The sequence below is a fragment of the Kitasatospora sp. NRRL B-11411 genome (assembly GCF_000721345.1).
Classification (GTDB): Bacteria; Actinomycetota; Actinomycetes; order Streptomycetales; family Streptomycetaceae; genus Kitasatospora; species Kitasatospora cineracea.
Genome location: NZ_JOGH01000151.1, coordinates 1 through 13233, shown reverse-complemented (window position 1 = coordinate 13233; position 13233 = coordinate 1). Strand labels below are relative to the sequence as shown.

8 protein-coding genes are annotated in these 13233 nt (G+C 76.0%); 2 read left to right on the top strand and 6 right to left on the bottom strand.

Annotated features, from left to right (window positions below):
• The 3 genes from IH44_RS0135870 to IH44_RS0135860 form a co-directional block, all read right to left on the bottom strand.
• Positions 1 to 892: serine/threonine-protein kinase (locus IH44_RS0135870; RefSeq protein WP_157852579.1), on the bottom strand; the 892-nt coding region annotated here is incomplete at its 3' end.
• A gap of 53 nt (positions 893 to 945) precedes the next feature.
• The gene (locus tag IH44_RS0135865; protein ID WP_030464019.1) at positions 946 to 1572 is read right to left on the bottom strand and encodes a hypothetical protein; all 627 of its coding nucleotides are present in this window, start codon (positions 1570 to 1572) and stop codon (positions 946 to 948) included.
• Positions 1573 to 1706: 134 nt separating this feature from the next.
• Positions 1707 to 3827: an N-6 DNA methylase gene (locus IH44_RS0135860; protein ID WP_107066714.1), complete on the bottom strand. Its 2121-nt coding sequence runs from the start codon at positions 3825 to 3827 to the stop codon at positions 1707 to 1709.
• Positions 3828 to 4113: 286 nt separating this feature from the next.
• Between IH44_RS0135860 and IH44_RS0135855 the strand changes: the two genes are divergently transcribed.
• Positions 4114 to 4716: a DUF4352 domain-containing protein gene (locus IH44_RS0135855; protein WP_051818023.1), complete on the top strand. Its 603-nt coding sequence runs from the start codon at positions 4114 to 4116 to the stop codon at positions 4714 to 4716.
• 183 nt (positions 4717 to 4899) lie between these two features.
• Here the strand turns inward: IH44_RS0135855 and mfd are convergent, their stop codons facing one another.
• Positions 4900 to 8508, bottom strand: a complete 3609-nt coding sequence (gene mfd / locus IH44_RS0135850) for a transcription-repair coupling factor (RefSeq protein WP_030464016.1) — start codon at positions 8506 to 8508, stop codon at positions 4900 to 4902.
• Between the two features lie 541 nt (positions 8509 to 9049).
• Between mfd and IH44_RS0135845 the strand changes: the two genes are divergently transcribed.
• Complete coding sequence (locus IH44_RS0135845) at positions 9050 to 10357, top strand: nucleotide sugar dehydrogenase (RefSeq protein WP_030464015.1); 1308 nt, start codon at positions 9050 to 9052, stop codon at positions 10355 to 10357.
• Positions 10358 to 10406: 49 nt separating this feature from the next.
• On the opposite strand, the gene IH44_RS0135840 is transcribed toward IH44_RS0135845, so the two are convergent.
• Positions 10407 to 11672 carry a hypothetical protein gene (locus IH44_RS0135840; RefSeq protein ID WP_030464014.1) on the bottom strand — a complete coding sequence of 422 codons (1266 nt, stop codon included), beginning with the start codon at positions 11670 to 11672 and terminating at the stop codon, positions 10407 to 10409.
• Positions 11673 to 11833: 161 nt separating this feature from the next.
• Positions 11834 to 13233, bottom strand: a 1400-nt coding sequence (locus tag IH44_RS0135835; protein WP_030464013.1) for an SUKH-4 family immunity protein, incomplete at its 5' end; no start/stop codon positions are given.

Here is a 13233-nt window from a genome sequence, read left to right as displayed (position 1 = left end):
GTGGCGGGACGAGCAGCGGGGTGGGCTGCGGGTGGTGGGGGTAGCGGTAGGGGTCGCCGGGGTCGGGGACGGCGGGCAGCCGGGTGCGGATCCGGCCGGTGGGGGCGGGCAGCATCGGCAGCAGGACGGCGTGCACCTCGGCGGCGTCGGCGGGCCGTTCCTCGGGGCGCTTGGCGAGCAGCCGCAGGACCAGCGCCTCCAGTGCGGCGGGCACCTCGGCGCGCAGCCGGCGCAGCGGGACGGGCGGGTCGTCGACCTGGCGGCGCAGCACGGCGAGCGCGGTGGGGGCGGGGAACGGCGGGTCGCCGGCCAGCATCTCGTGCAGCATGCAGCCGAGCGCGTACAGGTCGCTGCGGCGGTCGGCGAGGGCGGCCATGGCCTGTTCGGGGGCCATGTAGGCGGGGCTGCCGATCGGGCTGCCGGTGAGGGTGAGGCGGGTGGCGCCGGGGTCGAGGGCGGTGGCGATGCCCAGGTCGAGCAGGATCGCCCGGCCGTCGGGCCGGATCATCACGTTGCTGGGCTTGAGGTCGCGGTGGACCACCTGCGCGCTGTGCACGGCGGCCAGCGCGGCGCACAGCTGCCCGGCGACGGCGACGGCCCGTTCGACCGGCAGCGGGCCCTCCTCGGCGACCAGGTCGGCCAGGCTGAGGCCGGGGACGCACTGCATGACCAGGTACAGCTCCTCCCCGTCGGTGCCCGCGTCGTAGACGGTGACCAGTCCGGGGTGGTCGAGCCCGGCGCCGATCCGGCACTCGCGCAGGAAGCGGCGGCGCAGCAGGTCGGCCTGGCTGTCGCCGCGCCCGGCGGGGTTCGGCAGCGCGTCGGTGCGCAGCAGCTTCACCGCGACCCGGCGTTCCAGCCGCTGGTCGCGGGCGGCCCAGACCTGGCCCATCCCGCCGTGCCCGATCTTCTCGTCGAGCAGGTAGCGCCCGCCGACGACCCGGCTCACGGCTGCCCGTTCCCGGCCTGCCGGCGCAGCAGTTCGCCGAGTTCGCGCAGCTCGGCGGCGCCGGTCGGCGCGGCGGGCGCGGGGACGGCGGGGGCGGGCGGCACGGCGGGCGCGGCGGGCGGGTACGGGGTCGCGTACGGGTTGGCCGGGTGGGGCTCGGTGACCGCGTACGGCGGCGCGGGCCGCATCGTCGGACCGGACTTCACCATCGGACCGGGCGGCATCGTCGGCCCGGGCGGCACCGTCGGACCGGGCTGCGGCAGGTAGCCGACCGGCGGGTAGGCGTACCCGTACGGGGCGGGGGCCGGGGCGGCGCCGGCGGGCCACCGGTCGCGCCGGTTCATCAGCAGGAAGTGCACGGGGGTGCCGAGGAAGAGCGGGAACAGGAGCAGCCCGGTGGTGAGGTTGTCGATCGGCTCGCCCTCGGGGGTCAGCGCGGCCGCGACGAACAGGCCCACCTCCATCAGGCCGATGACGGCCGCGCCGACGATGTCGGCCCGGCGCCGCCGGTCGACGGCGAGCACCATCGACGGCACCATGCCGAGCAGGCCGAGGCTCAGCACCGGTATCAGCGCGAGCAGCGCCGTCAGCCCTTTCCGGTACGGGACGGCGCGGGCGGGCATGGTGGCTCCTCGGCGACGGCGGGACGTGCTGCGCACACGGTACCGTCACGGGTCGGCGCGCCGGGAGCCCGTTGCGTTCCCGTTGCCGGACGGCCGGACGGCGGGACGGCGGGGGCTCGGTGGCCGACGGTCCGTCAGGCCGGTTCGGCGGTCCCGGAGGCGAGGGTGTCGGTGAGCGCCCTGGTCAGTGCGCGGGCCTCGGCGGTGGCGGCGGCGAGCGCGTCCTCGTACCCGGCGATCCGCCGGAACGCCTCGCCCAGGCGGCGCTGGCGCTCGATCGGCAGCCGGGGCAGTTCGACCCGGCGGATGTCGAGGCGGCTGGTGGTGGAGGCGTAGCTGCTGGCCCGGCGTCCGGCGCCGGTGGCGCGCAGCTGGCCGGCCAGGAAGTCGGGGTCGAGCAGGTCGGGGTCGGGGCGCAGCAGGTGCAGCCGGGGGCCGAGGGCGGCGCCGTCCCAGGGGCCGCCGGGGTGCACGGCCCGTGCGCCCTCGCCGCCCAGCACCGGGACCAGGACGTCGCCCTGACGGGCCGTCAGGGCGTCGGCGGCGTCGGTGGCGGCGCTCGGCGGGGTGCCGTTCTGCAGGTCCTGGTCGGTGAGCAGCGGGGTGCGGCCGCCGGGCCGGGCGGGGGCGCCCTGGCCGGAGGAGTGCACCTGGAGGGCGCCGGAGCGGGCGAGTTCGCCGATGCTGACCTGCGGCGGTCCGGCGGCGGTGGCGGGGGCGACGGCGGGCAGCGCGGTGTCGAGGTCGGCGAGCCGGGCGAGTTCGGCGCCCAGCCGTCCGCGCAGGGCGGTGAGCAGGTCGGGGGCGGCCGCGGCGGGGGCGGCGGGCAGGTGGCGGGCGGGGGTGAGGTCGGTCTCGTCGTCGAGCAGGTCGAGCGCGGGGACGGCCCGGGAGCGGCCGGGCCGGTCGGCGGGCAGCGGGGCGCCGGTGCGGGCCGCGGTGTCGAACTCCCGCCAGGCGGCCAGGACGGCGGCGGGCAGCCCGGCCCGGTCCTCGTCGGCGCCGGTGGCGGCATCCAGCAGCAGGACGTGCCGGAACTCGTCGCCGGGCTGCGGCCCGCGCAGCACCCACACGTGCAGCGGCACCCCGTACGGCGGGGCGGCGCCGGCCGGCAGCGCGACCACGGCGCGCAGGGCGCCGGAGCGGACGAGTTCGGCCCGCACCCGGCGGCCGGCCCGGCGGGAGGCGACGGTGGGCGGGAGCAGCAGCACGGCGGTGCCGCCGGGGCGGGTGTGCGCCAGGCAGTGCAGCACCCAGGCGAGTTCGGACTCGCCGCGCGGCGGGACGAGCCGGCCGGGCCAGCGCGAGTCGTACTGCAACTGATCGTGGCCCCAGTCGCGTTCGTTGTACGGGGGGCGGCAGAGCACCGCGTCGGCGGCGTGCCCGGCGAAGGCGTCGGCGCGCAGCGCGTCGCCGGGGCGGACGTCCAGCGGCAGCGGGCCGGGGGCGTCGGCGGGGGCGGCCAGCGCGAGCCGGAGCAGGGCGACGCCGGCCAGCGCGGGGTCGGCCTCCTGGCCGAGCCGGGCGGCGGGGGCGGCGGCCAGCAGCACGCCGCCGGTGCCGCAGGCCGGGTCGAGCACCGTCCGGCCGGTCTCCCCGCCGCCGGTCTCCCCGCTGCCGGGGGCCGGGCCGTCGGGGGCCGGGCCGTCGGGCCGGGCGAGGGCGGCGAGCAGGGCAGCGGTGTCGGCCGGGATGGGCGGGGAGAGCCGGGGGTTGGCCTCGGCGTAGCGGGTGAGCAGGTGGCCGTAGGCGGTGGCGGGGGCGGTGTCGGCGGTGAGGTCGGCGAGCAGCCGGGCCAGGTCGAGGTGGGTGGCGCCGGCGATCAGCGGCAGGGCGAGGGTGGCGGGGGCGTCCGGGCCGAGGGTGGCGGCGGCGGTGCGGCGCAGCGCCTTGGGCAGGGCGGTGGCGAGCCGGGTGTCGGGCTGGGTGGCGAGGTCGGTGCGGGCGGCCGGGTCGCGGTGCAGCAGCAGCAGGACGGCGCCGGCGGTGACCAGCGGGGCGGCGGCGGGGCCGTCGGGGTCGCGGAGGGTCTCCAGTTGCCGCCAGACCCGTTCCAGCAGCGGGAGTTCGGCGAGTTTGCCCTGGGCGCGGAGCCACTGTTCGACCTGGTCGAGGCGGAAGGCGGGGCTGGCCTCGGTGCCACCGGAGGGCTTCGGGAAGTCGGGGTGGCGGCGGCGCCAGTTGGAGACCGCGGCCCGGCCGACTCCGGCGAGCCGGGCGATCTCGGCGGCCGTCACCTCGGGACGGTCCGGCATCGGCGGTCTCCTTCGCGGCAGCGGTCGGCGGTCGGCGGTCGGCGATCAGCACTCGACGGCCGGCACCCGGCGGTCGGCACCCGGCGGTCGCCACTCGGCAACGGGCGCTCGGCACCCGGCGCTCGGGCGTGGCCCCGCAGCATAGCAACCCCACCGTCCCCCAACCGTTCACACGTGAACGGAGACGTTTCGTGAATCGCAATTGACACTGTTCACAGCAGAGTGGTTCAGTGGTGCCACGCCGGAACCACCGGCCCACCGCAGACCTCCCTGGGGGGAACCCGCCATGTCCGTCCGCCTCCGCACCCGCCGCACCGCCGCCGTCCTGCTCGGCGCCGCCCTGCTCGCCGCCGCGACCACCGCCTGCGGCCCGACCGACAGCAGCGTGTCCACCTCCCCCAAGAGCCCCGCCGCGGCCCCGGCCGCCGGCGGGGGGAGCTCCGCCCCGGCCGCGGACGCGCCGAAGAACGCGGTGGCGAAGACCGGTGACACGATCGCCCTCAAGGGCACCGAGAAGAGCAACAGCGCGGACGTCACGCTGGTGAAGGTGGTCGACAACGCGAAGGGCGCGGACGAGTACACCGAGCCCGCCGCCGGGAAGCGCTACGTCACCGCCCAGTTCCGGATCAAGGCGACCGGCAGCGCCGCCTACTCCGACGCCCCGCACAACAGCGCGAAGCTGATCGACGCCCAGGGCCAGAACTACGAGGCGACCATCGCCGAGACCGTGGCCGGCCCGGAGTTCCCCGTCCCGCTGTCGGTCGCCCCGGGCGAGAGCGCGCTGGGCTGCATCACCTTCGAGGTGCCGGCCGACGCCAAGCTCGACAAGGTGCAGTTCGCCCTGGACAGCGGCTTCGCCCAGCAGTCGGGCCAGTGGAAGCTCGCCTGACCCCGGGCACCGGGGCCGGGGGCCGCGGCGCACGAGCCGGGGGCCTCGGCGGACGAGCCGGACGAGCCGGGGGCGCCGGAACGCGGACGGGGGCGCCGGGGGGCGCCGTCCTGCCGCCCTCCGGCGCCCCCGCTCCGACGGGTGCGCGGCCGTTGTTCCGCCGCCGCTCGGGCGGCCGTCCCGCTACCGCTTGAGGTCGTCGAACATGGTGCTCAGGAACTCGGCACACCAGGACAGCAGCTCCCGCCCGACCAGCGGCTTCCCGCCGATCCGGCCGCCGCTGCCGGGCCGCGGCACCAGCAGCTGCCGGGCCGCGGACTTGACCTGGGTGCGCGGGTAGAGCCGGTTCAGCCGCAGCTCCTGCGACTCCCGCAGCTCGACCGGCCCGAACCGGACGAAGTTGCCCTGCAGGGTGATGTCGCCGATGCCGCAGCGCCGGGCGAACAGCCGCAGCCCGGCGACCAGCAGCAGGTTCTCCACCGGCTCGGGCAGCTTGCCGTAGCGGTCGGTCAGCTCCTCCCGGACCTGCGCGATGTCGGCCTCCGAGTTGACCGCCGCGATCGAGCGGTACGCCTGCAGCCGCAGCCGCTCGCCCGGCGCGTAGTCGTGCGGGACGTGCGCGTCCACCGGCAGCTCGATCTTCACCTCCAGCGGCTCCTCCTCCGGCTCGCCGCCGCCCGCCTCCAGCGAGTCCCGGAACTCGGCGACCGCCTCGCCGACCATCCGCATGTAGAGGTCGAAGCCGACGCCCGCGATGTGCCCGGACTGCTCGCCGCCGAGCAGGTTGCCCGCGCCGCGGATCTCCAGGTCCTTCATCGCCACGTACATGCCCGCGCCCATCTCGGTGTGCTGGGCGATGGTGGCCAGGCGCTCGTGCGCGGTCTCGGTGAGCGGCTTCTCCGGCGGGTACAGCATGTACGCGTAGCCGCGCTCGCGGCCGCGGCCGACCCGGCCGCGCAGCTGGTGCAGCTGGGACAGGCCGAAGGTGTCGCCGCGCTCGACGATCAGGGTGTTGGCGTTCGAGATGTCGATGCCGGACTCCACGATCGTGGTGGACACCAGGACGTCGAACTCCTTCTCCCAGAAGTCGACGACGACCTTCTCCAGCTGGGTCTCCCCCATCTGCCCGTGCGCGGTCGCCACCCGGGCCTCCGGCACCAGGTCCTTCAGCCGGGCGGCCGCCTTGTCGATCGACTCGACCCGGTTGTGGATGTAGAACACCTGGCCCTCGCGCAGGAGTTCGCGCCGGATCGCGGCCGAGATCTGCTTCTCGTCGTACGGGCCGACGAAGGTCAGCACCGGGTGCCGCTCCTCCGGCGGGGTGGTGATGGTGGACATCTCGCGGATGCCGGTGACCGCCATCTCCAGGGTGCGCGGGATCGGGGTCGCCGACATGGTCAGCACGTCCACGTTGGCCCGCAGCTTCTTCAGCTGCTCCTTGTGCTCGACGCCGAAGCGCTGCTCCTCGTCGACGATGACCAGGCCGAGGTCCTTGAACCTGGTCTCCGAGGAGAACAGCCGGTGGGTGCCGATCACCACGTCCACCGAGCCCTCGAACAGGCCCTCCAGCACCGCCTTCGCCTCGGTGTCGGTCTGGAACCGGGACAGCGCCTTCACGTTCACCGGGAAGTTCGCGTACCGCTCGGCGAAGGTCGAGAAGTGCTGCTGCACCAGCAACGTGGTCGGCACCAGCACCGCCACCTGCTTGCCGTCCTGCACCGCCTTGAAGGCCGCCCGCACGGCGATCTCGGTCTTGCCGTAGCCGACGTCGCCGCAGATCAGCCGGTCCATCGGGACGGACTTCTCCATGTCGGCCTTGACCTCGCCGATGGTGGTCAGCTGGTCGGGCGTCTCCGCGTACGGGAAGGCGTCCTCCAGTTCGCGCTGCCACGGGGTGTCCGGGCCGAAGGCGTGGCCGGGGGCCGCCATCCGGGCCGAGTACAGCTTGATCAGGTCGGCGGCGATCTCCTTGACCGCCTTCTTGGCCCGCTGCTTGGTCTTCGCCCAGTCCGCGCCGCCGAGCCGGTGCAGCGTCGGGGCCTCGCCGCCCACGTACTTGGTGACCTGGTCGAGCTGGTCGGTGGGCACGAACAGCCGGTCGCCGGGGTGGCCGCGCTTGGCGGGCGCGTACTCCAGCACCAGGTACTCGCGGGTGGCGCCCTGCACGGTGCGCTGCAGCATCTCCACGTACCGGCCGACGCCGTGCTGCTCGTGCACCACGTAGTCGCCGGCCGCCAGCGCCAGCGGGTCGATCGCGTTGCGGCGGCGCGACGGCATCCGGCGCATGTCCTTGGTGGACGACTTCTGGCCGGACAGGTCGGTCTCGGTGATGACGGTCAGCTTCAGCTCGTCGTCCACGAAGCCGTGCTCGATCGAGCCGCAGGACACGTACACCACGTCCCGGGTCGGGGCCTCGGCGAGGTCGGCGACCAGCCGGGCCGCGATGCCCTCGTTGCCGAGCACCTCGGCCAGCCGGGAGGCCGGGCCGTGGCCCTCGGTCACCATCACCACCCGCCAGTCGGCGGCCAGCCGCTCCCGGGCGTCGGCGATCGCCCGCGCGGTGTCGCCGCGGTACGCCTCGACGGCGCGCATGCCCAGGGTCAGGGTGTCGGCATCGAATTCCAGGATGCCGCTGACCGTCGAGTCGCTGGTCGCGAACGGGCTGACCGACCACCACGGCAGGCCGATCCCGGCCGCGTGCTCGCGGACGTCCGCCAGCGACCACAGCGAGGCGGCCGAGACGTCGATCGCCTCCAGGTCGATCGGGCGGTCGGCGCCCGCCGCCGCGGCCACCCAGGACGCGGCCAGGAACTCCTGGCTGGTGGCCACCAGGTCGGCGGCCCGGGTGCGGACCCGCTCCGGGTCGCACACCACGGCGACCGAACCGGCTGGCAGCACGTCCAGCAGCAGCTCCATGTCGTCCACCAGCACCGGGGCCAGCGACTCCATCCCCTCGACCGCGATGCCCTGCGCGATCTTGTCCAGGATCTCGCCCAACTCCGGGTGCTCGGCGGCCAGTTCGGCCGCCCTCGCGCGCACCTGGTCGGTCAGCAGCAGCTCCCGGCAGGGCGGCGCCCACAGGCCGTGCTCGGCGATCTCCAGCGAGCGCTGGTCGGCGACCTTGAAGTAGCGGATCTCCTCGACCTCGTCGCCCCAGAACTCCACCCGCAGCGGGTGCTCCTCGGTCGGCGGGAAGACGTCCAGGATGCCGCCGCGCACCGCGAACTCGCCGCGCTTCTCGACCAGTTCGACCCGGGCGTAGGCGGCCGCGGCCAGCCCGCGGGCCACCTCCCCCAGGTCGTGCTGCTCGCCGCGGCGCAGCGCCACCGGCTCCAGCTCTGCCAGCCCCTTCACCTGCGGCTGCAGCACGCTGCGCACCGGCGCCACCACCACCTGCACCGGCCCGGCCGCCGGGTCGTCCGCCCGCGGGTGGACGATCCGGCGCAGCACGGCGAGGCGGCGGCCGACGGTGTCCGAGCGCGGGGAGAGCCGCTCGTGCGGCAGCGTCTCCCAGGCCGGGAACTCCGCCACCGCGTCGGGCGGCAGCAGCGAGCGCAGCGACGCCGCGAGGTCCTCGGCCTCCCGGCCGGTGGCGGTCACGGCCAGCACCGGCCGGCCGCGCTCACCGCCCCGGGCGGCCAGCGAACGGGCCAGCGCGGCGACGGCGAACGGCCGGGCGGCGGGCGGGCCGACCAGGTCGAGGTGCTGCCTGTGCCCCGTGGCCGCCGCCTCGATCGCCTCGGCGAGGGCGGCGTCCCGTACGACGACATCGAGCAGTCCGGACAGGCTCATACGTCAGTTTCTCCACGACGGGGAGTGGCCCGGCACAGCGGACGGCCGGGCAGCGCGACAGCCCGGAACGCGGTGCGCCCCGGGGGGTGTCCAGCCTACGCCGCACCGGAGCCGCACACGCGGCGCGGCACCTCGAAGGCCGCCCCGGGCCGACTCACCGGTATCCGGCACGGCTTGTCCAGAGATCATGCAGCCGACACATTGCTGTCACTGCGCGTCCATGGTCGCCGCGCACCATGGATGTCAGCGCAGGCCGCATCCAACCGTGGGGGATGGCTGCGGAAGCGCGATCGCACCTCGATGGGGGTCGGGAGTGCGAAGGCCGGGCGACCCTGGGTGGGGGCGCCCGTGCCACTCACGCCGGGACTCGCGGCGTCCGCTCCCGGGCGGGCGCCGCGGCTCTCGGCGTCCTGTCGTCCGGGCCCCGTCCGCCCCGCCCGCACCACTTCCGGCGAAGCCGCCCGCACGGCGGGCGGCGCTCCGTACCCTCGTGTGAAGAAGGTGTGGGGACACCGGTCGTTTCCAGGGGGTTTGCTTCGTCATGCGCGTGGTCATCGCAGGTCAGGGCTATGTCGGACTCCCACTCGCGGTGCGCGCCGCCGAGGTGGGCCACCGGGTCGTCGGGTACGACGTGGACGAACGCCGGATCAAGCGGCTCGCGGTCGGCGAGTCCTACGTCGAGGACATCCCCGGGGAGCGGCTGCGCCCGCTGCTCGACACCGGGGCGTACCTGCCCTCCGCGGCGCCCGCCGACGTCGCGGGCTTCGACGTCGCGGTGATCACCGTGCCGACGCCGCTGCGCGACGGCGTCCCCGACCTGTCCTACATCGAGGCGTCGGCGAAGCTGCTGGGCCGGCACCTGCGGCCGGGCGCGACGGTGGTGCTGGAGTCCACCACCTACCCGGGCACCACCGAGGAACTGCTCGCCCCGCTGCTGGAGGCCGGCTCGGGGCTGCGGGCCGGCGCCGACTTCCACCTCGGCTACAGCCCCGAGCGGATCGACCCCGGCAACCCGGTGTGGAAGCTGGAGAACACCCCCAAGGTGGTCTCCGGCACCACCCCCGAGGGCCTGGCCGCCGTCGCCGGCTTCTACGGGCAGCTGGTCGAGCGGACCGTCCCGGTCTCCTCCTGCAAGGAGGCCGAACTGACCAAGCTGCTGGAGAACACCTTCCGGCACGTGAACATCGCCCTGGTCAACGAGCTGGCGATGTTCGCCCACGACCTCGGCATCGACGTCTGGGAGGCCATCGACGCGGCCTCCACCAAGCCCTTCGGCTTCCTCCGCTTCACCCCCGGCCCGGGGGTCGGCGGCCACTGCCTGCCGATCGACCCCTCCTACCTGTCCTGGCGGGTGGAGCGCGCCCTCGGGCAGTCCTTCCGGTTCGTCGAGCTCGCCAACGACGTCAACAGCCACATGCCCGACTACGTGGTGCGCCGGCTCACCGAGGCCCTCAACCAGCGCCGCCGCAGCGTCAACGGCTCGCGCGTCCTGGTGCTCGGCCTCGCCTACAAGGCCAACACCGGCGACGCCCGGGAGACCCCGGCGGCCCGGATCGTCGAACTCCTCACCCGCCAGGGCGCCGAGGTCCGCGCCGCCGACCCGCACGTCGTCGCGGGCGTCCACGTCGCCGAACCCCACGTCCCCGGCCAGCGCACCCCCGCCCACGAGGGCGGCCCGCTCGCCACCGTCCACCGCGTCGAGGCCACCCCCGAAGAACTCGCCGCCGCCGACGCCGTCCTCCTCCTCGCCGACCACGACGAGTTCGACTACACCGCCGTCACCACCCACGCCCGCTACGTCCTCGACTGCCGCCGCCGCCTCACGGGCACGGCCGTCGAAGTGCTGTAGGCCCCGTCCGGCAGCCGGACGGGGCCCGGGGCGTTCCCGGCGGCCGGGGTCAGCCCTTGCGCTGGATGCGGTTGCGGTTGGGGCGGGTGTCGTGGTCGATGCCGTCGTCGACGATGACGATCTTGGGGACGATCCGCTCCTCGGCCTTGGCCTCCGGCTCGGGCTTCGCCGCGGGCGCCGCCTCGGGCCCGGGTGCGGCCTCGGGTGCGGCCGGGGCGGTCGCGGGCTTCGGGGGCAGCGGGTCCTTGGCGAAGCTCGCGGGCTTGACCGGCGGGGCCGGGGGCTCGGCGGGCTCGGGGGCGGTGTACGGCTGGCGCGGGTCCGCCTTGGGCTTGACCGGGCCGAGGACGGCGGTGGGCCGGTCGGTGACCGGGGGCTTGCCGAGGTCGGCCTTCTTGGCCTCGACGGCCTGCGCCGCGTCCTCGGGGTCCTCGATGGCGCCGACGGCGGCGCCGGTGAGCGAGGCGAGGGTGCCCTTGATGTGGTCGAGGTGGGTCTGGACCTTGTCGAGGCGCTTGGTGAAGTCGGCCTGCTCGCGGTCGCTGGCGGCCTTGATCCGGTCGGCCTTCTCCCGGGCGGCGGCGAGGGCCGCGTCGGCCTTGGCCTGGGCGTCGGTGTCGAGGCGGCGGGCCTCTTCGAGCATCGCCTCGCGGTGCTGCTCGGCCTCCTTGACCCGGGCGTCGGCCGCGGCGGTGACCTTGGCCACGGCGGCGTCGGCGGCGGTCTCGGCGGCGGCGAAGTCCTCGTCGGCCTTGCGGCGGCGCTCGGCGAGGGCGGCCTCGGACTGCTCGGAGGCGTTCGCGGCGGAGACCCGGACCCGGGCGGCGTGGCCGGTCGCGGCGTGCACCAGGGCGCGGGCCTCGGCGTCGGCCTCGGCGCGCAGGCGCTCGGCCTCGGCGCGGCTGCGCTCGTCGGTGCGGCGGACGAACTGGTCGGTCTCCTCGCGCAGCTTGGCGGCGAACTCCTTCGCGGCCTGGGCGGCGGCCTCGCCGGCCTCGTGGGCGGCGTCCCGGGCGTCCTCGCCGGAGCGCTTGGCCTTGGCGTGGACGGCGTCGGCCTCGTTGAGGGCGATGCCGAGCAGGGCGGCGGCCTGGTCGCTGAGTTCGGCGAAGTCGGGGTCGGGGGCGTCCTCGGCGGCCTGCTTGATGTCGGCGAGGCGCTTCTCCATCTCGCGCAGGCCGCCGCCGAGGACGCTGAGCCGCTCCCATGCCTCGTCGCGTTCGCGGCTGAGCGCGGTGACCGCCGCGTCGACCTGGTCGGGCGCGTAGCCGCGCCGGGACGGGGTGAAGCCGTACTGGGACACGGCGTCGCTCATTTCGGCTGTTCTCCTCGTGCTCGCGGGCTGCGCGGCCCCGCCGGGTGCGTGGTTCTGGCGGGACGGGTGAACCGTCCCATTGACCTATTTTGCGCAGATACGAACGCAAACCAAACAGGGCGTCCTCGCGCGGCCGGGCGAACCGGCCGCGCGAGGCCCGGTCACAGCAGCCCGTCCCAGAGCTGCTCGACCAGGACCGCCCACCAGCTCTCGGGGGTGTGCACGGCGGCCGGGTCGACGGCCAGCAGCTGGGCCTGGAGGTCGGTGGTCCAGCGGGCCGCCTGCTCGTGGGTGAGGCCGTGCCGCAGGTGCCACATCCGGGCCAGCACCGACAGGCAGGCGACGAACTCCGGAACCCCGGAGTTGACGAAGCGCGGCGGCTCGGCCGGGTTCTCCAGGTCGACGGCGACCACCGCGGCCGTGCCGTACTGGACGCACAGCTGGCGGCCGTAGTCGTTGCCGAGCACCAGGTAGCCGCCGAAGTCCGGGCCGGGCGGCAGGCCGCGTTCGGCGGCGAGCTCGGCCAGCGTCGGGATGGGGCGGCCCTCCTGGGTCTGGGCCCAGAAGAACGGCGCGAACTCGCGCGGCAGGCCGACCCACATCAGGGTCTGGGCGACCGCCTCCGGCACGCCCTGGCGGGCCACCGCGCGCTGCTCGAACCGGAACATCGACGGGCCGAACATCGCGCCGAGCTCCGCCGCGAGCTGCTGCGGCGGCGGGGGCGGCAGCTGCGGGACGGTGCCGGGCGGGGGCAGCGGCACCCGGACGGTGCGCGCCCGGTGCGGGGCCGAGACCAGCTGGTGCAGCTGCTCGACGTGCTCCTGCAGCACGTTCATGCCGGCCTGCCGGGCGGCGGTGTCGCGGCCGTACGGGGCGGTGTGGCTGATCCGGGCGTTCGGCCAGGACGCCTTGACCATCCGGGCGCAGTAGCCGCCGGGCAGGTCGCACAGCTCCAGCTCGGTGTGCACCTCCAGCACCTGGTCGGCGGGCACGCCGAGGCGGCGCAGCTCCTGGAGGGCCCGCCACTCCGGGTGCGGGGTGCCCAGCTCGGACGTCATCACCAGGCTCAGCTCGGAGCCGTCCGGGCCCCGGTAGTTGACCACCGCGGTGGTGCCGGGGCCGACCGTGGGCGCGCCGGACGGCGGCGGCACGGGCGCGGCCGGCGGCGGCACCGGTCCGGGGGCGCCGGGCGGGAAGCCGTGGCCCTGCGGCCCGCCCGGGAACGGCGGCGGCGGGGGTGCCTGGAACGGCGGCGCGCCCTGCGGCGCCCCGGGGAACGGCGGGGGCTGCTGGCCGGGCAGCGGGAACGGCGGGGTCGCGCCCGGCGGCAGCTCGATCGCCGGGGCCAGCTGGGTGGCCTGGTAGGCGACCGCGGCGGCCTCGGGGGCGGCCGGGGCGGCGGGCGCGGCCGGAGCCGCCGGGGCGCCCTCGGCGCGCAGCGCGTCGGGGGCGGGCGGCGGCGGGGCGCCGGGGCCGCTGCGGCCGCCGGAGTGCTGGGCGGGGCCGCCGCTGGAGGGCAGCAGGTCGTTCGGCGGGGGCGGCGGGGGCGCGCCGGGGCCGC